This window comes from Aeromonas bestiarum, assembly GCF_028751155.1.
Lineage (GTDB): Bacteria > Pseudomonadota > Gammaproteobacteria > Enterobacterales > Aeromonadaceae > Aeromonas > Aeromonas bestiarum.
Window position 1 is genome coordinate 1,437,526 of the sequence record NZ_CP064746.1, and the last position, 19,255, is coordinate 1,456,780.

Annotated in this window: 17 protein-coding genes and 1 pseudogene; 7 read left to right on the top strand and 11 right to left on the bottom strand. The window is 58.2% G+C overall.

The features are described 5' to 3' along the window. The first annotated feature begins 401 nt into the window (after positions 1-401). Positions 402-1,613: a NupC/NupG family nucleoside CNT transporter gene (locus IU367_RS06885; protein WP_111809397.1), complete on the top strand. Its 1,212-nt coding sequence runs from the start codon at positions 402-404 to the stop codon at positions 1,611-1,613. Between the two features lie 91 nt (positions 1,614-1,704). Here IU367_RS06885 and IU367_RS06890 read toward each other — a convergent pair whose 3' ends face one another. Next, positions 1,705-3,021: a HipA domain-containing protein gene (locus tag IU367_RS06890; protein ID WP_274453798.1), complete on the bottom strand. Its 1,317-nt coding sequence runs from the start codon at positions 3,019-3,021 to the stop codon at positions 1,705-1,707. Further along, complete coding sequence (locus IU367_RS06895) at positions 3,005-3,298, bottom strand: helix-turn-helix domain-containing protein (RefSeq protein WP_274453799.1); 294 nt, start codon at positions 3,296-3,298, stop codon at positions 3,005-3,007. The genes IU367_RS06890 and IU367_RS06895 overlap by 17 nt, the downstream gene beginning before the upstream one ends. Positions 3,299-3,577: 279 nt before the next feature. On the opposite strand from IU367_RS06895, the pseudogene IU367_RS06900 reads away from it, so the two are divergent. Then, positions 3,578-4,109 (top strand): annotated as a pseudogene (locus tag IU367_RS06900) (metal-dependent hydrolase). 139 nt (positions 4,110-4,248) lie between these two features. Here the strand turns inward: IU367_RS06900 and IU367_RS06905 are convergent. The 9 genes from IU367_RS06905 to IU367_RS06945 all read right to left on the bottom strand — a co-directional run bounded on the left by IU367_RS06905 (position 4,249) and on the right by IU367_RS06945 (position 14,407). Then, positions 4,249-5,052, bottom strand: coding sequence for a hypothetical protein (locus IU367_RS06905; RefSeq protein ID WP_274453800.1), 804 nt, complete (start codon positions 5,050-5,052; stop codon positions 4,249-4,251). A 154-nt stretch (positions 5,053-5,206) separates the two neighbouring features. After that, positions 5,207-5,545 carry a hypothetical protein gene (locus tag IU367_RS06910; RefSeq protein WP_274453801.1) on the bottom strand — a complete coding sequence of 113 codons (339 nt, stop codon included), beginning with the start codon at positions 5,543-5,545 and terminating at the stop codon, positions 5,207-5,209. A gap of 276 nt (positions 5,546-5,821) precedes the next feature. Next, positions 5,822-6,433, bottom strand: coding sequence for a uracil-DNA glycosylase family protein (locus IU367_RS06915; RefSeq protein ID WP_274453802.1), 612 nt, complete (start codon positions 6,431-6,433; stop codon positions 5,822-5,824). A 1,136-nt stretch (positions 6,434-7,569) separates the two neighbouring features. Beyond that, positions 7,570-8,376, bottom strand: a complete 807-nt coding sequence (gene trpA / locus IU367_RS06920) for a tryptophan synthase subunit alpha (RefSeq protein WP_274453803.1) — start codon at positions 8,374-8,376, stop codon at positions 7,570-7,572. Further along, complete coding sequence (gene trpB, locus IU367_RS06925; RefSeq protein ID WP_098983376.1) at positions 8,373-9,566, bottom strand: tryptophan synthase subunit beta; 1,194 nt, start codon at positions 9,564-9,566, stop codon at positions 8,373-8,375. Before trpB ends, trpA begins: the two co-directional genes overlap by 4 nt. Positions 9,567-9,633: 67 nt before the next feature. Continuing rightward, positions 9,634-11,154 (bottom strand): bifunctional indole-3-glycerol-phosphate synthase TrpC/phosphoribosylanthranilate isomerase TrpF, encoded by a 1,521-nt coding sequence (gene trpCF / locus IU367_RS06930; RefSeq protein WP_274453805.1) that lies wholly within the window; start codon positions 11,152-11,154, stop codon positions 9,634-9,636. Next, positions 11,154-12,167, bottom strand: a complete 1,014-nt coding sequence (gene trpD / locus IU367_RS06935; RefSeq protein ID WP_274453806.1) for an anthranilate phosphoribosyltransferase — start codon at positions 12,165-12,167, stop codon at positions 11,154-11,156. The genes trpCF and trpD overlap by 1 nt, the downstream gene beginning before the upstream one ends. A 10-nt stretch (positions 12,168-12,177) precedes the next feature. Further along, positions 12,178-12,777: an aminodeoxychorismate/anthranilate synthase component II gene (locus IU367_RS06940; RefSeq protein WP_274453807.1), complete on the bottom strand. Its 600-nt coding sequence runs from the start codon at positions 12,775-12,777 to the stop codon at positions 12,178-12,180. Continuing rightward, on the bottom strand, positions 12,770-14,407 hold the full coding sequence (locus IU367_RS06945; protein ID WP_274453808.1) for an anthranilate synthase component 1: 1,638 nt from the start codon (positions 14,405-14,407) through the stop codon (positions 12,770-12,772). The genes IU367_RS06940 and IU367_RS06945 overlap by 8 nt, the downstream gene beginning before the upstream one ends. 424 nt (positions 14,408-14,831) lie before the next feature. On the opposite strand from IU367_RS06945, the gene rnm reads away from it, so the two are divergent. From rnm to rluB, 5 genes are all read left to right on the top strand, one after another. Next, a complete protein-coding gene (gene rnm / locus IU367_RS06950) occupies positions 14,832-15,713 on the top strand; it encodes an RNase RNM (RefSeq protein WP_241326313.1) in 882 nt (293 codons plus the stop codon). A 133-nt stretch (positions 15,714-15,846) separates the two neighbouring features. Then, positions 15,847-16,467 carry an L-threonylcarbamoyladenylate synthase gene (locus IU367_RS06955; protein ID WP_043134223.1) on the top strand — a complete coding sequence of 207 codons (621 nt, stop codon included), beginning with the start codon at positions 15,847-15,849 and terminating at the stop codon, positions 16,465-16,467. A 16-nt stretch (positions 16,468-16,483) separates the two neighbouring features. Further along, entirely contained in the window at positions 16,484-17,350 is an 867-nt protein-coding gene (locus tag IU367_RS06960; protein ID WP_274454354.1) for a segregation and condensation protein A, read from the top strand. Between the two features lie 98 nt (positions 17,351-17,448). After that, complete coding sequence (scpB, locus tag IU367_RS06965; RefSeq protein WP_098983395.1) at positions 17,449-18,012, top strand: SMC-Scp complex subunit ScpB; 564 nt, start codon at positions 17,449-17,451, stop codon at positions 18,010-18,012. Positions 18,013-18,281: 269 nt separating this feature from the next. After that, positions 18,282-19,205: a 23S rRNA pseudouridine(2605) synthase RluB gene (gene rluB, locus IU367_RS06970; protein WP_043134216.1), complete on the top strand. Its 924-nt coding sequence runs from the start codon at positions 18,282-18,284 to the stop codon at positions 19,203-19,205. Positions 19,206-19,255: the final 50 nt, after the last annotated feature.

The following is a 19,255-nucleotide window of genomic DNA, read 5'->3' on the forward strand; positions in this document are numbered from 1 at the left end:
TGCCTCGCTCCTGTGCCGTCTGCCGAGCTGCTGGGCCCTGCTGGCTGGCGCTCATTGGGCTTGTGCTCACTTGCGGGTCAATCCTGCCGCGTTTTCGGGCGAGCCCCTGTCCGGGGTGAAAAAGTTGCCTAAGCCAATCGTTTTACCGCTTTTTCTGTGACAGCGATCACTGTAGCATCGCCGCCCGACCTGCCACCCGGCCGCATCTCCCCCTGCGACGGCGCTGGCGTCACCCGATACATGCTGTCACCCGGAACGTGAATGACCCCAGGATGGGACCCGCCACTAACCTGTAGGTTTGTGGTCTGCGTGTCGCGTGGGTCGGCACCTCTCCCGCCGGATCGCCCGCGACGCCTGTCTGCAGACTTGCCATATGAAACTCCTCTCTTCATAGGTGCAAGATGACACTGTTATTGAGTCTGGTCGGTATGCTGGCCCTGATGTTTATCGCCTGGCTGGCCAGTGAAAACCGCCGCGCCATCCGCTGGCGAACCGTGCTGGGTGCGCTCGCCCTGCAAACCGGTTTTGCTGCGCTGGTGCTCTATTTCCCCCCCGGACAAATCATGCTCGGTGCCATGAGCAATGGCGTCTCCGCCCTGCTCGGTTTTGCCGACAGCGGCATCCGTTTCGTGTTTGGCGATCTCGCCAGCAACGGCTTTATCTTTGCCGTGCGGGTGCTGCCGCTGGTGATCTTTATCAGCGCGCTGATCGCCGTGCTCTACCACTTCGGCATCATGCAGTGGGTGATCCGGGTACTGGGCGGCGCGGTGCACCGCCTGCTCGGCACCAGCCGCGCCGAATCCCTGGTGGCTACCGGCAATATCTTCCTGTCGCAAGGGGAGTCGCCGCTGCTTATTCGCCCCTTCCTCGCTGGCATGACTCGCTCCGAGCTCTTTGCGGTGATGACCTGCGGCATGGCCTCGGTGGCGGGATCTGTGCTGGGCGGTTACGCCGGTCTGGGTGTGGATCTTAAATACCTGATTGCCGCCTCCTTTATGGCGGCGCCGGGTGGTCTCTTGATGGCGAAACTCTTGGTGCCGGAGCAGCAGCAGGTGAGCGATCAGGCCGAGATCACCCTCGACAAGAGCGACTACAGCAACGCTATCGATGCGCTGGCGGGCGGCGCCATGAGCGGCATGAAGATCGCCGTGGCCATCGGCACTATCCTGCTTGCCTTTGTCAGCGTCATCACCATGATCAACGCCGGTCTCACCACCGTCGGCGAGTGGTTCGGCTGGGCCGATCTCTCCTTGCAGCAACTGCTTGGCTATCTGTTTGCCCCGGTGGCCTGGCTGATTGGCGTGCCCGCCAGCGAGATGATGGCGGCAGGATCCCTGATTGGTCAGAAGGTGATCATGAACGAGTTCGTCGCCTATCTGGACTTTGCCAATATCAAGGCCGATCTGAGCGCCCACACCCAGATCATCATCACCTTCGCCCTCTGCGGTTTCGCCAATCTGGGCTCCATTGCGGTGCAGCTTGGCTCCATCGGCACCATGGCGCCGGAGCGCCGTCACGATGTGGCCAATATGGGCTTCAAGGCGGTGCTGGCGGCGACCCTGGCCAACCTGATGAGCGCCACCCTGGCCGGGATCTTTGTCTCGCTGGCCTGATAGCTCGATGTAATAGCCGATTAGTCAGCGTCACAAAATAAAAGACCCCCTCTTGCCGCTGGGCGAGAGGGGGTCTTTTTCGTTGGATTGATTACAGATGGAGGTCGGGTAACAGCGCAGCCTGTTCCTGAAAATGGCGGCAGCGACGCTCAACGTCGTCTCGGTAGCGTGCCAGATAAGCCAGCTCGACGGGATTGTCTGTCTCAGCCATGGCGATGGCGGTATCCAGATGAAGGAGGATGTCGTTGGCCATCTTGTGCAAGGGCTGCTGCAACAGGCGTTTGGGCAGGTCACATGCCTCGGCCATCTCCAGCAACTGCGATGCGTTGATCGCCTCGGGGGCAAACTCGTCGCCAATGGCCATGGCCAGATGCTGGTTGAACTCGGGGTAAAGTCCCACATTGACCAGATCGTACCAGGGGGTGGGCGTCAGCCCTGCCCGCGAGACGAAGAAGCTGTAGTTCTTGCCGTGGGCATCGTGATTGTTGACGCAGAGGTTGAAGAGCAGCCATTGCAGCATGTCCAGTCTGGCCTGCGCCGGATTGACGCAAAGGGCGCTGAGACTGAACAGCCGTGGCAGGCTCACCCCTTCCCGAATATGGGCCACATCCCGCCCGTCACCGAAGTTGCGTTCATATTTTCGGGCGACGGGAAACCCCAGCCCCTGACAGGCATCGATCATATGGCGACGGCGCACCCTCAAGCCATCTTCATCGAGGCGCCGATCGAAGCGTTCCACCAGCAAGCCTCGGTGGGACTTATCGCCTTGGCCGACCCTGTGCAGTTCGACCTGTGCCACCGGCATGCCCAGCAGTGCGGCCAGCCGCATGGTCACAAATTCATTGATCACCAGATGAGGATGGTGCTCGAACTTGAGGAGGTGGGTGGAACAGAGCTCGCCCTCGCCAAATCCCAGCGCCCCCTCGAGTCGCAGCAGGTTGAGCTTGGCCTGCACACCCGCAACCGAGAGGCGGGGGCGACCATCCCAGACTTCCAGCGGCCAGATCTCGGGCTGATCGAGTCGCAGCATCAGCTCTTCCGGGGTGATGGGACGAAACCGGGTGGGGACGTCGGGCTCTGCGGGCAGGGTAAAGGTGACAGCCCCTGAGACATCGCGACCGATGCCGTGGATCAGGGCAAAGAGATTGCTGCGCGAAACGCAGAGCGCCTCAATCAGGTGCTCCAGCCCGCGATTTTCTGGCAGCAAGTTGCCGAGATACGCCCGGATCTGGGCGCTGCTTGCCGAGCCATCCAGCGTCAGTGGGGGTGAGAGCGGGAATCCGCGCGCCTGCCACTCAGGTGTATAGCCGAGCTGAAACGCATCCCGGCTGGAGTCATATTCGAGATGGCCGATCAGCTGGTTACCCAGCCGAAGTTCCAGCCGATGGTGCTCAGAACCACTCATCATCACCGACCTCTGGTTGGCTGTTGCCGCTCGCTACCTGTGAGCCCGTTTCTTGCACCAGTTGCAACCTCAGCCCCAGCGCCTTCATCACCTGCAACAGGGTCGAGAGGTAGACATCCCCCCCTTTTTCAATCTTGATCAGGGTCTTCTTGGAGATGCCGCACAGTGAGGCCGTCACCTCCTGGGTCATCCTGGCGGCCTTGCGCCTCTCGCGGATCGCCAGCCCCAGCGAGGCGGGATCCAGTGCTTTCGGGGTGGTTTGCAACGATGCGTCTGTCATCATGATCACGAAAAAAGTGTAGGTTATTACACCTTAACCCATGGTAAGAGCAAACAGCAACAAAAAGTGTACGATGGTGCACTTTTACGGTCTAGGTGCTGTTTGCGAGAGAAAAGTGTAGAGAGGTTCACTTTTTAGAACAGAAGAGGTGGTTAGGGATGGTCTGGGGGATGACTGAGGGGCCGGGAGGGGCTCGCTTGCAGAGCCGTAGTGCACTTCACGTTTACTTCACTGAGCGGGGATAAGGTAGGCTCACATTTTCATTTGGAGCTTCATTCTATGCCCACCATAGTCACCCATGCCGCCGTCCCCCTCTGCCTTGGGCTCGGCAGCCGGATTATTCCGCCACGCCTGCTGCTGGCAGGGGTTGTCATCACCATGCTGCCCGATGCCGATGTGCTTGCTTTCAAATTGGGGGTTGCTTACGCCCATGTCTTTGGCCACCGCGGCTTTACCCACTCCTTGTTGTTCGCCTTTGTCCTACCCACGCTGGCCATGCTGTTTCACCGCCAGCTTAAGGCTAACGCCGCCACTGTCTGGTCGTTTCTGCTGGTCTCTCTGCTCTCCCACAGCCTGCTCGATTCCCTCACCACAGGCGGCAAGGGGGTTGGTTGGCTCTGGCCGTGGCGTGATGAGCGCTTCTTCGCCCCCTTGGCAGGTTATTCGGGTCGCCCCCTTCAAGCTGGAGGCCTATCTCACCGCCCGAGGTGAAGCGGTGATCCTCTCCGAGCTCTACTGGGTATGGCTGCCGGGGGTTGTATTGATGCTGGTGTTGATGGGGTGGCGGGTATTGAGCAGGGGGAGGTCGTAGTAGGATTGAGAATATCTGCTGGATATATCGTGGCTGAGCAACAAATAAAAACTTGGACACCCATCCCTTATGTTCTGGCTATGTAACGGCTTGCAGAGAAAGATGGGAGAGCTGGTTTTTCGAATCTTTGTGAAATATATTATTGGTTTTTTTTAGTTTTACGGAAATTCAGTTTGTTAATTATTTTTGGCACGTTAATTTCAATGCCATAGATATCTAATGCTGGTATCTTAACATAGCCACCGAATAACTCTATGGGCTTTTCTTCTACAGTCCTAGTTTCTTTTTTGTCAATAATAGGTGCGTTGAGAACTAGCTGATTTAGTTTGTTTTTATAAGTCGAAATTTTCTCTATTAACTCAGTTACTTCTTGTGAGCAATCCTTTAACTGTAAGTCTTCTATTGTTGGTAGTAATAAAAATGCACCTAATGAGCTTTCGAGTTCACTGTTGGTGCAACTGCTTAGTTGTAGTATGGAAATCTGGATTAGTTCATCAACTATACTTGATTGAAAGCTAACAGGAATATCCAAATTTTTTAAGTATTGAGGTAAGTAGCTTAAGTAGTTAAATGTTGCAAACTTTACACATTCATCCACTTCTATTGTAAAAGAAACAAATGAAGAATTATTTTCTGCAAGTTGGATAGCCCTATTTAATATTGTTCTAATATATTTTAACTCATCTGCTAGGTTGTTTTTCTTTTTTTCAACATTAAAGAAGAAATCATAGGTGTTATTTCCATAGGCGTTACCAAAGTAAATGTTATCTCCACCCATAGTTCCTGATAGGGAATTGATGATTTCCTTGAGTCTTTTATTTTCCCTTGTGTTGTCAGTGCTAAACTTAAAAAGAACAACGGATCTTCCTTCATTCATCTGTCGTATTCCGACAAATTTCACACCTAACATTTCTTCAAAAAAAGCAGAGTTGTTATTATTCATGATAATGCCTAAATTAAGGTGGTTATTATAAAAAGATGAGTCGATCATATTTTAAGGACGAGAGATGTAACACTGGGACACTCATCTTTTTGAGTGCTGGCTATGTTACGCCTTACTCAGAATGATGAGTGTCATTATTTCTATAGTTTATGCTTTAGTAATTATCCCTGTTATAGTTTGAATTGGTTGTACATCGCAAGAATGCATCATAATACCAATTCAAATTACTTCCTTTTTCATACAATATACGAGCGATATCAGCTTGAGGAACATTACTTTCCTCCCAAAAACGATTCATTTCGCCAGAAAAAAGAAATTTGGCATAATCTTCGCTAACCTCATTATAGTGGACGTGACTACGGCCAAAATACAATGCAGAGGCGAATGCGATTCGATCTGATTGCGCATAAGTTTCTAAAAAATGTGCCGCATCAGATTCTGATCGGAAGGGTATATAATTTCTTATGTTTTCTATTAATTGATCTATATGCATAATTCACCTGCTTTTGTTGAAAAATTAAGATATTCTTTAAGCTTGTTTAACATGGAAATTAAGAATCGCCAAAGGCGCCTTGCGATAGCTTGTTAGGCAATCGACTGATTTATCCACTGAGCAGTTTCTGCTCGTAGGGATATATTATTTCGAGGTATTTCAACTAAATACTATAAAGGACATCCACTTTCCTGTGTACTGTCTATAGTTTGTCTTGTGCAGAAAAGTTGGCATCGTGATTTTCAACACTAAAACTAGACTTCTAGTTATATGAAATTATGGAAGAATGCAATTTGCAATACTGTTTTTTGTTAAAAAATTTTGCCAGTTACGACTTGATGGGTGAGGGCAGCCGTTAATCACTGTATGCCCAGATATATTGCAAGTATTAAATATATTGGTAGCAAAATTTCCACAAGGAATAAAACATATAACTTTCCCATTGTGGGCATTTATTATGTTATTTATTCTATTGTGAAAGTTGGAAACAATAAATTTTTCAACTACTCCTACTGGTTTATAATTATGTATTATTCTTCTTTGTAATTTCTCTTTAACTTTATTTAGTTTTTTTGATAGCCTTGCATCAACTGATGACATACAATACGCTGTATATGCATTCTTATGCATCGGTATAATACAAGCATTAATTATGCTTAACTCTGGGTATTTAAGTTTTTTTACTTGACATCCTAAAGGGCTCGTATGGTTAAATGTATTTAATAGACGATGGCGTTTGAAAATATGAGTCATCCTTTGACCAGCCTGACCAGCTAATGGATGTCCGTGCAATATCTCTTTTGTATGTGGAGACTCCAGTATTAAAACAACTTCAAGTTGCATGATATTGATTGTTAGATCAGGAACAATAAATCGCTTTAAACTCAAAAGTGTCACCTTAATATAGCAGTGGTTATCTCGTATGTTGGGCTAAAAATCGTAGGTTGGTGCTGAATGAAGTGAAGCCCAACGTTTACCGGGAATATATCTGAAAATCTGTTTTACGGTTTTGCCACATCCTTGTTTATCCCGAGCTAGTTGGCGCAAAGATGCTCACCTGTTGGGCTTCGATACGCTCTGCGCCAACCAACAAAAAACCACGCTACCGCCCCTGAGTGACAGCCCCCAGTTTGCTGCTTTTAACCTGCGAGATAGCAACAATCGCTGCCATGGTGTGCCCGAGAGGTTGATTGTCGTTTGGTTATTTTAAGGGGCCGGATTGAGACATGGAAAGAGGGAGTTTATAGAAATCTGAGCTGGTTCAACCAATTAGTGGAAGTTGTTGATTAAGTGAGCTGTTGGGTTAATGGGGGGGGAGGGGGATTCCCCTCACCCCAGCCCTCTCCCAAGGGGAGAGCGGGCTTGTTCACTGTTGCACGGTAGCCTCAGGCTGGCACAGTGTTGACCCCCCTCTTATTCGCTGAGGCGAGCCCTCTTGTCCAGGCCGCGAGGCAGGATGCCGAGCGAGCGGCGCTGGGCCATGGGCAAAATCGGAAAGGGCGAGCACAGCTCGACCCGATTTAGCGCGAGAACATGGATGTTCGAAGCGGGCTTTGGCCGAAGCCACGGACGGCGGAGGCCAAAGGCCCATCGGCGCGTGCCGTTGGACAAGAGGGTGAGCCGAAGGTACCCGACGTCAGTCGGGCGAATAAGCGGGGGTGGCCTTTCTTTTGGTGACTTTTCTTTGGCCACGCAAAGAAAAGTCACTCGCCCAGGCCCGAAGGGCGGGCGAAACCCCTTCGAGGCCGAAGCACTCGCGTCTTGCGTGGCGAAGCCACGCCACCACATCAACTCCGTTGGAATTCGGATTAACTCCGCCCAGATCGCGAACGTCTGATTACGTTTCGCTATTCGAACCTGCGATTCGATAACGCCGGGGGATTATAGGTTCCCTCACCCTGACCCTCTCCCAAGGGGAGAGGGGACAAAGACGCAGGGAGCGGCAACAAGCAGGAAATAGAAAGGGAGCCTATCAGGCTCCCTTTCCTCAGACACGGGCAATGGCATTTGGCCAATGCCATCCCTTATCGATTGGTCGCAGCCTTCATCCCTTCCACAAACTCTTTCAGACGGGTCAGCATATGCTCCGGGTTTTGGTGGTGGGTCTCGATGATCTTCACCACGGCGGAGCCTGAGATGGCACCGGCAGCGCCGGCCTTGATGGCTTCACGCACCTGAGCCGGTTCGCTGATGCCAAAGCCGAGCAGGGCGGGGGGCGCCTTGAACTCGCGCAGTGTGTTGATCAGCCCATCCACCGGCATGCCAGCCTTGGTCTCGGCGCCGGTCACGCCGGCACGGCTCACCAGATAGGTGTAACCACTGCCAAGCTCCGCCACCTGTTTCAGGGTCTCGGCGTCGCCATTGGGCGGGGCGATAAAGATGCTGTCGATGCCGAACTTGTCGGCGGCCGCCTTGTAGGGGGCGCACATCTGCACCGGTACGTCGGCGACCAGCACCGAATCCACGCCCGCCTGCTGGCACTTATCGTAAAAACCGTCGATCTGGCGCACATAAACCAGATTCGCATAGACCAAGAGGCCAATGGGCAACTGCGGGTACTTGGCGCGGATGCGAGCGAGCAGATCGAAGCAGTCGTCCGGGGTGGTGTGGCTTGCAAAGGCGCGCAGGGCGGCACCCTGAATGGTGGGGCCGTCCGCCACAGGATCGGAGAAGGGAATACCGAGCTCCAGGGCATCGGCGCCCCCTTCGACCAGCGCATCGACGATGGCCAGCGAGAGTTCAGGAGTGGGGTCACCCAGCATCACGAACGGCACAAAGGCGCCCTGATTGACGGCGTCCAGATGGGAGAATAGTTGTGCGTAGCGATTCATGACAAGGTTCCTTCTTTCTCGAAAATGTCGGCGACGGTGAAGATATCCTTGTCGCCACGGCCGGAGAGGTTGACGATCAGCACCTGCTCTTTCTCCGGTTCACTGCGGGCCATCTTGAGGGCGTGAGCCAGGGCGTGGGAGGACTCCAGCGCCGGTATGATCCCTTCGGATTTGGCCAGCTCCTGGAAGGCGTCCAGCGCCTCCTTGTCGGTGATGGAGACATACTCGGCGCGGCCGATGGAGGCCAGATGGGCGTGCTGCGGGCCGACGGAGGGGAAGTCGAGCCCCGCCGAGACGGAGTAGGACTCCTGAATTTGCCCCTGCTTGTCCTGCATCAGGTAGGAGTGCATGCCAAAGAAGACCCCCTTGCTGCCGTGACCCAGCGGCGCGCCGTGCTCACCGCTCTCTATGCCGTGACCACCGGGCTCGACCCCGATGAGGCGCACCTCAGGGTTGTCGATGAAGTCGGCAAACATGCCGATGGCGTTGGAACCGCCGCCGACGCAGGCGATCACCGCATCGGGCAGCCGCTCCTCTTTCTTGAAGCACTGGGCCTTGGCCTCTTCGCCGATCATCTTCTGGAATTCCCGCACTATGGTGGGGAAGGGGTGCGGACCGGCGGCCGTGCCCAGCAGATAGTGGGCGTTGTCGTAGTTGGCAGCCCAGTCGCGCAGCGCCTCGTTGCAGGCATCTTTCAGGGTGCTGGAGCCGGAATGCACCGGTATCACGGTGGCGCCCATCAACTTCATGCGAAACACGTTGGGCTTCTGGCGCTCGCAATCCTTGGCGCCCATGTAGACCCGGCACTTGAGGCCGAGCAGGGCGCAGGCCAGTGCGGTAGCGACGCCGTGCTGACCGGCGCCGGTCTCGGCGATGATCTCGGTTTTACCCATCCGCTTGGCCAGCAGTGCCTGACCCAGCACCTGGTTGGTCTTGTGGGCGCCGCCGTGCAGCAGGTCTTCACGCTTCAGATAGAGGCGGGTCTTGGTGCCCTTGGTCAGGTTGCGGGTCAGGGTGAGCGGGGTCGGGCGACCGGCATACTCGGTCAGCAGCTCCTGAAATTCGGCGATAAAGGCCGGATCCTCTTTGGCATCGACAAAGGCCTTCTCCAGCTGGAGCAGCGCGGGGATGAGGATTTGGGGCACATACATGCCGCCAAATTCACCAAAAAACGGGTTAAGCAGGGTCATGGTTTCTTCCTTATACCTTGAGTCAAAAACGGAACATCAAAAACGACACAGAGATCCAGTGGCAGCCTTAGAGCGCGCGCAGGGCGGCGAAGGCAGCGGTGAGTTTGTGGCCATCCTTCTGGCCTGGGGCACTCTCTACCCCGGAGTTGAAATCAAGGCCGAGGCAGCCGACCTGAGCCGCCTGCAGGGCGTTGTCGGGATTGAGCCCGCCTGCCAGCATCAGCCTGGCTTTATCGAGATCGGCCAGCATGGCCCAGTCGAACGCTTGACCTGTGCCGCCGCTCTGGCTGCCCACTTTTGTATCCAGCAGCAGGCGATCCACCGGATAGTCGAGGGCGGGCAGGGGGTCGCCGCTTTCTTTGCCGAGAGAGACGCCTACGGCTTTCCAGATCTGGCAAGTTGCCGGCAGCAGGGGGCGCAGGTTGTCGATATAGGCGGCATCTTCATCGCCATGCAGTTGCACCGCGGCCAGTCCCAGGGCCTCCACCGTCTTGGCAATGGTCTCTTGCTGGGCGTTGCGAAATACCCCGACGTAAGAGAGCGGCGCGCCAGCCATCACGGTACGGGCGGCGGGAATGTCCACGTAGCGCGGGCTTTTCGCCACAAAGATGAGGCCACCGAACACGGCGCCCGCCTGATGGGCGGCGGCGGCATCTTCGGCACGGGTCAGGCCGCACACCTTGTTCTGGCCTAGCACCAGTTTGCGTACCGCGGCCTCCAGATCGGCTTCCTCCATCAGGGAGGAGCCCACCAGGAAGCCCTTGGCATGGTGGCGCAGCTCGGCCACCTGGGTGCGATCCTTGATGCCGGATTCGCTAATCACTACCCGATCCGCCGGGATGCGGACGGCCAGCTGCTTGGTGCGGTTCAGATCCACGCTCAAGTCGCGTAGATCCCGGTTGTTGATGCCGATCACGGGGGCGCCAAGCGCTATGGCGCGGGTCAGCTCCTCTTCATTGCTCACCTCGGTCAGCACGCCCAGACCCAGCTCCCTGGCCACCGCGAACAGGACCTGATAGCCCTCGTCGGTGAGCACGGAGAGCATCAAGAGAATGGCGTCGGCCTGATAGTGGCGGGCCAGATAGAGCTGATAGGGGTCAATCATGAAATCCTTGCAGAGCACCGGCTGCTGGACCCTGGCGCGCACTCGCGGCAGGAAGGCGAAATCCCCCTGAAAGAACTTCTCGTCGGTCAGTACCGAGATGGCGGTGGCGTATTTACCATAGATGTCGGCGATGGCCTCCGGGCTGAAATCGTCGCGGATCAGGCCCTTGGAGGGGGAGGCCTTCTTGCACTCCAGAATAAAGCGGGTGGAACCGGCCTTGAGCGCACCGACAAAATCCCGATCGCTTGCTACCAGTTCACTCTGGAAGCTCTCCAGCGGCTGGGCCAGCTTGCGGGCGGCGACCCATTCCTGCTTGGCCGCCACTATCTTGCCGAGAATGGTCTGGTTGATGGAGGCCATGTTCAGGAAGGCATGGGGGGCAATAAGGTCTGACATCTCGTTATCCTTGCGAAACTGGGTACTGCCCTGCGGGCGATCTGAGCTAGTGCCTGAGTGAGTACCGTGCTGGTTAGTGGCTGACATCATGCCTCCTGATGGCTTAGGGTGGCGAGCCGGGCGGCGAGCTCGGCTGCCTTGCCGCTCGCCAGCACCGCCAGCACCTGGGCCGCCGCGCTCTTGAGATCTTTCGCCTTGCCCGCCATCAGCAGCAGGGGGGCCACGTTGGCGGCGATGGCGGCGTTGTGGGCCGGGGTGCCTTTCCCTGCCAGAATGGCGGCCGTGATGGCGCGGTTCTCTTCAGGCTCGCCCCCTTGAATGGCGCTGACCGGATAGGTCTCCAGGCCAAAGTCAGCCGGGGTGATCATGAATTCGCGGATCTCGCCGTCACGGATCTGGGCCACCTGGGTCGGGCCGTGGATGGCAATCTCGTCGAGCCCGGCACCGTGAACCACCATACCGGTTTTCAGACCCAGTGCCAGCAGGGTTTCGGCGATGGGGCGCACCAGCTCGGGGGCATAGACCCCCATCAGCTGATAAGTGGGGCGGGCCGGATTGATGAGCGGCCCCAGCACGTTGAACAGGGTGCGGGTCTTGAGGGCCTGGCGCACCGGCATGGCGTGGCGGACTCCGGCGTGGTACTGGGGGGCGAACAGGAAGCAGATGCCGAGTTCGTCCAGACAGTGGCGCGCCTGCGCCGGGCTCATGTCGAGCTTGATGCCCATTTTGTCGAGCAGGTCGCTCGAACCCGACTTGCTCGAGACCGAGCGGTTGCCGTGCTTGGCCACTTTCAGGCCGCAGGCGGCGGCCACCAGCGCCGAGGTGGTGGAGACATTGATGGTGTTGAGGCCATCGCCACCGGTACCGACTATGTCGCAAAACTCGTAGTCCGGACGCGGGAAGTCGCGCGCCTCCGCCAGCAGGGCTTCGGCGGCGCCAGCGATCTCCTCCGGTGTCTCCCCCTTTATCTTGAGGGCGGTCAGAAGGCTCGCCAGCACTATGGGATCCACTTCGCCACGTACCACCTGGCCGAAGGCGTCGCGGGTACTTTCACGGCTCAGAGACTGACCCTGATAGAGGGTGTTGAGATGATGATGCATAGGGTCTTCCTTACCGCACACTGCTAACTGGACGGGTGATATGGGCGAGCGCCTGGGTCAGCAGGCGGGCTCCTTCCGAGGTCATGATGGATTCGGGATGGAACTGGAAGCCCAGCACCCTGTCGTCCTGCTGCTCTATGGCCATGGGCATGCCCTGATAGTGGGCAATCACAGTCAGCTCTTCCGGTACATAGGTGGCCACCAGCGAGTGGTAGCGCGCCACCGGCAGCGGGCTCGGCAGACCGGCGAAGGCGCCGTGGCCGTTGTGCTCGATGAGCGAACGCTTGCCGTGGACGATTTCACCCGCCGCACCGACTGTGCCGCCGTAGGCTTCGCACAGGGCCTGATGGCCGAGGCAGATGCCGAGGATGGGCACCTGACCGCGGGCCAGCTTGATCAGATCGATCAGGCAGCCCGCCTCGTGAGGCGCACCCGGCCCCGGCGAGAGGACCAGCACCGCATCCCCTTCGCAGGCGGCGATCTCGCTCATGATGCGGTTCGCCGGCAGGCTGTTGCGGTAGATCCGCACCGGATAACCGAGGGAGCGGAACTGATCCACCAGGTTGTAGGTGAAAGAGTCGAAGTTATCGAGCAGGAAGATGTTAGTCATGGCTCACGTCCTTATGTTGCTCCTGCTGGGCGTTCAGGGCTTGCAGTGAGGTGCCATGGCTGGCGGCGATGGCGGCCAGCACGGCGGCCGCCTTGGCGCGGGTCTCGTCCGCTTCGGCCTGGGGTTTGGAGTCATAGACCACACCGGCGCCTGCCTGCACATGGGCCATCCCATCTTTGACAAACGCCGAGCGAATGACGATGCAGGTATCCATCTCGCCTGCGCCGTTGATGTAGCCGACGGCGCCGCCGTAGCTGCCACGGCGCTTGCCCTCCACCATGCGAATGAGCTCGCTGGCGCGGATCTTGGGGGCACCTGTGAGGGTGCCCATGTTCATGCAGGCCTGATAGGCGTGCAGGGCGTCAAGGTCTGAACGCAAGGTGCCCACCACCTTGGAGACCAGGTGCATCACGTGGCTGTAGCGATCCACCTTGAGCAGCTCCTTGACGTAGCGGGTGCCGGGCTCGGAGATGCGGGCTATGTCGTTGCGGCCCAGATCCACCAGCATCAGGTGCTCGGCCACCTCTTTTTCATCCTGGCGCAGCTCCAGCTCGATGCGGCCATCCAGATCCCGGTTGATGCTGCCATCCGGGTTCAAGCCACGGCGACGGGTGCCGGCGATGGGGTACATCTCGACGTCGCGGCTGGCGGCGCAGAACTTGACCGCGCTCTCCGGCGAGGCGCCAAACAGGGTGAAGCCCTCATCCTGCACGTAGAACATGTAGGGGCTGGGGTTGGTCTGCTTGAGGCGGCGATAGGCGGCCAGCGGGTTCGGGCAGGGCAGGGAGAAGCAGCGGGACGGCACCACCTGGAAGATGTCGCCACGGCGGATGAAGCCCTTGAGCTTCTCCACCTCGGCGCAGAACTGCTTGTCGCCCTTGTCCACGCTCATGCCGCCGGTGAGGGGCTGGGTGGCCAGCTCGGCGCTCAGGGTTTGTTGGCAAATCTGTTTGAAGTCGGTGAGCCGATCGCTCAGGCGGCTATATCTGTCTTCCACCTGGCTCTCATCGCTGTCGCCGCCAAAGATGCAGGCCAGCAGTTGAGTGGTGCGCTCGATATGATCGATGGTGATCAGGGTCTCGGCCACATAGAAGCAGTAGTCGGGGCAGCTGTTGCTCCCCTCCGGCACCTGCGGTAAATCTTCAAAGGAGGCGATCAGGTCGTAGGCGAAGCTGCCCGCCATAAACAATGCTTCTTTACCCAGCTGGCACTGCAACTCCTGTTGCAGGGTGCGCAGCACGTCCAGCACGCTGCTCCCCTTGAGACGAGAGTCTTCATCCTGTTCCCGATCGGAGGCCGGGAAGTCGAGCTGCAGCTCGCCATCCACCATGCTCTGCGCGACGGCGGCGGGCAGACGCTCGGCCAGCAGGCTCTGCAACTGGGCGCCGTTGTCGTTGAGGGTACGCACTCGCACTGTGCGGCCCCGGCATTCGATGCGCAGACAGGCATCGACCAGCAGCAGGCTCTGCTTGCCCGCCTTGGAGTCGATCTCCACCGATTCCAGCAGCAGGTTGTTGGGGCGACCCTGGCAGAGTCGGGTGTAGAGCGCCAGCGGGTCGGCCACATAGGGGGCGTTGAGCTTGAGGGTATCGAATTCACCCAGGGGCAAGCGAGTCGTATTGACGGTCATAGTGCGTTCCCTTGCGTGTGATGCTTTTTACCGATGTTCATGACATTGAATTCCTTGGAAATTAAATTGGTTTAGGCGGTTTCAGTAGGGTCGCCATCGCCAGGTCAGTGTTCTTGTCTGAATTCTCGGTTTCATCACAGGTCCATTTGCCGGATAATAAAAAAGCCCGCTGGGGTCAGCGGGCTTTTTCTTTGGGTTCTTAATTTGCTGTCAGATTACAGATACAGCAACGACCACACGCCCGCATGTCAGGGAGTGTGCCACCACCAGATGGTCAGGATGGAAGTCGTTTGCATGATAGAGTCCTGTAAAATTTTGTTTGCAATGAAGTGCCTACAGAAAACGATAAAGCCGCGGCCAAGTCAAGTCGCTTTTTAGCCTTCTTTCACCGATGGTGACCTGATCATGAGAGCGGAATAACCTGATGAGATTCGATCTTCACTGTCATACCACTGCCTCCGACGGTGTGTTGAGCCCGGCCGAACTGGTGCGCCGCGCCGCCGAAAAACAGGTCGAGGTGTTAGCAGTCACTGACCACGATACCCTTGACGGGCTTGATGAGGTGCGCCGCACCATAGCATCCGAGCAACTGCCGCTGCGGCTGGTGAGCGGGGTCGAGATCTCCACCGGCTGGGAGCATCACGAGATCCACATAGTGGCGCTGGGGGTGGATGAAAAAAATCCGCAGCTGGTGGCGTTTTTGGCGGGGCAACGGGCTCGCCGCGAGGCGCGCGCACTGGAAATAGGGCGCCGTCTGGAGAAGTGCCTGATCCCCGGCACCTATGAAGAGGCCAAGGCGCTGGCCGGTGATGCCGCCGTGACCCGGGCCCACTTTGCCCGTGTGCTGGTGGCGCGCGGGGTGGCGGACAACATGCAGAAGGTATTCAAAAAGTACCTGAGCCGAGGCAACAAGGGTTATGCCCCGGCCGAGTGGCCCGAGATGAGCGAGGCCATCACTGCCATTCACGCCGCAGGCGGGTTGGCGGTACTGGCCCATCCCAGCCGTTACGATCTCACCGCCAAGTGGATCAAGCGGTTGCTGGTGGCCTTCAAGGCGGCCGGTGGCGATGCCATGGAGGTGTCACTGCCCCAGCAGAGCCCGCAGGAGCGGGCCAACCTGGGCCAGTGGGCGAAGGATCACGACCTCTACATCTCGGTGGGATCGGATTTTCACTTTCCGTCCAACTGGACCGAGCTGGGCCGCCACCTCTGGCTACCCAAGGAAGGCATGCCGGTCTGGTTGGCCTATCCCGGCCACTTCGGGCTCACCACCGAGCAGCATGCCGCCCTGCTGGCCAGTCGCTAGCACGGAGTCGGCCGCCGGCCCTCTGCTGCATGGGAGGGCAAACCGGCGTCAAACAGGTTAAGGTAGCGTCATGGGTCTGGAACCCGTGACCATGAAGCGGGCACCGCGCGTGCCCCTATCGCGAGAAGAGCATATGAGTCAGCATTTTTACGTACATCCGGAAAATCCCCAGGCCCGTCTGATCGGTCAGGCGGTGCAGATCATCCAGAACGGTGGCGTCATTGCCTACCCGACCGATTCCGGCTATGCGCTCGGTTGTCAGATGGGTGACAAGGGCGCGCTGGAGCGCATCTGCCGCATCCGTCGCATCGATCCCACCCACGACTTCACCCTGGTGTGCCGGGATCTCTCCGAGATCTCCACCTATGCCAAGGTGGACAACACGGCGTTTCGCCTGGTCAAGGGCAACACGCCGGGGCCCTACACCTTCATCTTCAAGGCGACCAAGGAAGTGCCGCGCCGCCTGATGAACGAAAAGAAGAAGACCATCGGCATCCGGGTGCCCGCCAACAACATAGCGCTGGCCCTGTTGGAAGCCCTCGGCGAGCCGCTGCTCTCCACCACCCTGATCCTGCCGGGTTCGGAGATGGCGGAGTTTGACCCGGAAGAGATCTTCGACAAGCTGGGCAAGCAGCTGGATCTGGTGGTCAACGGTGGCTATCTGGGTGAGCAGCCCACTACTGTGGTGGATTTCTCCGATGACGAGCCCGTGCTGCGTCGTCGTGGCGCCGGAGACCCGACCCCGTTTGAGTGATGACTCTGTGCCCGTGATGGCCCCGCCTGCGTTGGGCGCAACCGGGGAGGGTGTCCCCCCCCAGGCCATCCCATCCCCCATAGCGCGGGTGCTGGGGCAGCCCTACCATGAGCTGCCCCAGGACTTGTTCATTCCGCCCGATGCGCTGGAAGTCTTCCTCGATACCTTCGAGGGGCCGCTCGATCTGCTGCTCTATCTCATCCGGCGCCAGCAGCTGGATATCCTGAACCTGCCGATCCTGCAGATCACCGCCCAGTACATGGAGTACGTGGAGCTGATGCAGGGGCTCAATCTGGAGCTGGCTGCGGAATATCTGCTGATGGCGGCCTGGCTGGCGGAGATCAAATCTCGCCTGCTGCTGCCCAAAGCCCCCGAGCTGGAGGACGAAGAGGAGGGAGAAGATCCCCGCGTCACCCTTATTCGTCGACTGCAGGAATATGAGCGCTTCAAGGTGGGGGGCGAGCGTCTCAATGCCTTGCCACGGGTGGAGCGGGAGATCTTTATCGCCGCCGCCCTGCCGCCGGATTTTGGCTCTCTCAAGCCATTGACTCCCGATGTTTCGCTGGTTGAGCTCGCCCTTTACATGCAAAGTGTGGTAAAACGCGCGACTCATTTCGAACATCATCAGATCCGCCGCGAGCAGATCCCGACCCGGGTGCGCATGGCGGAGATCCTCGCCATGCTCTCGCTGGGCCGGACCTTGCGGCTGGAACAGGTGCTCAGAGCCGAAGAGGGGCGCATGGGGGTGCTGGTGACGTTTCTGGCCCTGCTGGAGCTGTGCAAGGAGTCCCTGATCTGGATCCTGCAGGCCGAGCCGCTGGGGCCGATCCACTTTGCTCTGGCGAGCCAAGATGAGAGCGGGGAGCGTGAACATGCACACTGAGTTGTTTTCTTTGTCCCGAACTTGCTGCCCGCCTGCCGGGGTCTGTGTGCCTCTCCCGTTGGCCAGCCAGCCTGACGCCATGAGCGGGGAGGGCAACCGTGGCGCTGCCCGCTGAACGGCTCAAGACGCTGGTCGAGGCCGCGATCTTCGTGGCCGGACGGCCATTAACCGTGAGTGAGCTGAAAAGCGGCGTGCTGGCGGATTACCCCGTCACCGGCCGCTATATTCAACTCTTGCTGGCAGAACTGCGGCAGGATTACAGCGAGCGGGGGGTGGAGCTCAAAGAGGTTGCCTCCGGCTGGCGCTTTCAGGCGCGTCAGGAGTATGCCGAGGAGCTCTCCAGGCTCTGGAGCGAGCGGGCGCCCCGCTATTCCCGCGCCGTGATGGAGACGCTGACGCTGATTGCATATCGGCAGCCCATCACCCGGGCCGAGATCGAAGCCATCCGCGGGGTGGCGGTGTCGAGCCAGATAGTGAATACCCTGAAAGAGCGTGGCTGGGTGCGCAGCGTCGGTCACAAGGAGGTGGTGGGTCGCCCCGAGCTGCTCGCCACCACCCGGGAATTTCTGGATTATTTTAATCTGCAGAGTCTGGATCAGCTCCCCGAGCTGGATCCTGAACTGCAACATCCCTTGCCCGGTCTGCCGGTCGAGGGTAGCTAGGCCCGGTTCAGGTCGCTGGCCTGTGCCAGCGGACTGGGCCTCTTGAACATCAGGGCGTGTCGGATGACCCATGCGGGATCCTGCACTGCCATCCCCTTGCCCGGCATGCCGGGCGAGGGCCGCGAGACCGGGTCCACTGTGCTGGCATGTGCCGGCTGACCCGATCTTTTGAGCCTTGAAGCGTGTCGGATTGCCCGTACTGGGTTCGACACAGTAATAACCGTTGCCCGTTATGCTGGTGGGCAGCGATCAACAATCAGGTAACCCCGATGAGTGAAAAACTGCAAAAAGTGTTGGCCCGCGCGGGTCACGGCTCCCGTCGTGAGATGGAGGCCCTGATCACCGCAGGTCGGGTCAGTGTGGATGGCAAGGTCGCCACACTGGGAGATCGCGTCGAAGTGAACGCCGTGATCCGTGTCGATGGCCATACGGTCAAGACCCGTGCCGAGGAAGAGATGATCTGCCGCGTGCTGGCGTATCACAAGCCCGAAGGGGAGATGTGTACCCGTCACGATCCGGAAGGTCGTCCCACCGTGTTCGATCGTCTGCCCAAGCTGGAGAGCGCCCGCTGGATCGCGGTAGGCCGTCTCGACGTCAACACCTCCGGCTTGCTGCTGTTCACCACAGACGGTGAGCTGGCCAACCGCCTGATGCACCCGAGCCACGAAGTGGAGCGTGAATACGCGGTGCGTGTGTTTGGCGAGATCACCGAAGCCATGCTGCAACGCCTGCGCAAGGGTGTGCAGCTGGAAGATGGCATGGCCAAGTTCAACAAGATCAAACCGGCCGGCGGTGAAGGCCTGAACCAGTGGTTCAACGTCACCCTGACCGAGGGCCGCAACCGTGAAGTGCGCCGCCTGTGGGAATCCCAGGAAGTGCAGGTGAGCCGCCTGATGCGCGTGCGCTACGGCGACGTCACCCTGGATCGCGGCATCCCCCGTGGTGGCTGGCAGGAGCTGAAACTGCCGGAAGTGAACTACCTGCGCGGTCTGGTCAACATGCCGCCGGAGACCGAATCCAAGGTCGATCTGCAGCAGGATGGCAAGAGCACCCGTCACAAGCAGGCCGCCCAGATCCGTCGCGCCGTCAAGCGTCACAAGGACATGCAGGGCATGGAGCCGCGCGCCCGCAGCACCACGGCCCGCCGCAAGCCGACCTCCTCTACCCGCAACTCGGGTACCGGCAGCAAGTAAGCGTTGCGCTGAGCCTGATGGGTTCGTGCAACAAAAAGGCCCGCCTTTCA

Bases quoted from the DNA above. Each gene is read 5' to 3' on its own strand.
- IU367_RS06885 (WP_111809397.1), top strand. From the start codon at position 402: ATGACACTGTTATTGAGTCTGGTCGGTATGCTGGCCCTGATGTTTATC.
- IU367_RS06890 (WP_274453798.1), bottom strand. From the start codon at position 3,021: ATGATGAGTGGTTCTGAGCACCATCGGCTGGAACTTCGGCTGGGTAAC.
- IU367_RS06895 (WP_274453799.1), bottom strand. From the start codon at position 3,298: ATGACAGACGCATCGTTGCAAACCACCCCGAAAGCACTGGATCCCGCC.
- IU367_RS06905 (WP_274453800.1), bottom strand. From the start codon at position 5,052: ATGAATAATAACAACTCTGCTTTTTTTGAAGAAATGTTAGGTGTGAAA.
- IU367_RS06910 (WP_274453801.1), bottom strand. From the start codon at position 5,545: ATGCATATAGATCAATTAATAGAAAACATAAGAAATTATATACCCTTC.
- trpA (WP_274453803.1), bottom strand. From the start codon at position 8,376: ATGAATCGCTACGCACAACTATTCTCCCATCTGGACGCCGTCAATCAG.
- trpB (WP_098983376.1), bottom strand. From the start codon at position 9,566: ATGACCCTGCTTAACCCGTTTTTTGGTGAATTTGGCGGCATGTATGTG.
- trpCF (WP_274453805.1), bottom strand. From the start codon at position 11,154: ATGTCAGCCACTAACCAGCACGGTACTCACTCAGGCACTAGCTCAGAT.
- trpD (WP_274453806.1), bottom strand. From the start codon at position 12,167: ATGCATCATCATCTCAACACCCTCTATCAGGGTCAGTCTCTGAGCCGT.
- IU367_RS06940 (WP_274453807.1), bottom strand. From the start codon at position 12,777: ATGACTAACATCTTCCTGCTCGATAACTTCGACTCTTTCACCTACAAC.
- IU367_RS06945 (WP_274453808.1), bottom strand. From the start codon at position 14,407: ATGACCGTCAATACGACTCGCTTGCCCCTGGGTGAATTCGATACCCTC.
- rnm (WP_241326313.1), top strand. From the start codon at position 14,832: ATGAGATTCGATCTTCACTGTCATACCACTGCCTCCGACGGTGTGTTG.
- IU367_RS06955 (WP_043134223.1), top strand. From the start codon at position 15,847: ATGAGTCAGCATTTTTACGTACATCCGGAAAATCCCCAGGCCCGTCTG.
- IU367_RS06960 (WP_274454354.1), top strand. From the start codon at position 16,484: ATGGCCCCGCCTGCGTTGGGCGCAACCGGGGAGGGTGTCCCCCCCCAG.
- rluB (WP_043134216.1), top strand. From the start codon at position 18,282: ATGAGTGAAAAACTGCAAAAAGTGTTGGCCCGCGCGGGTCACGGCTCC.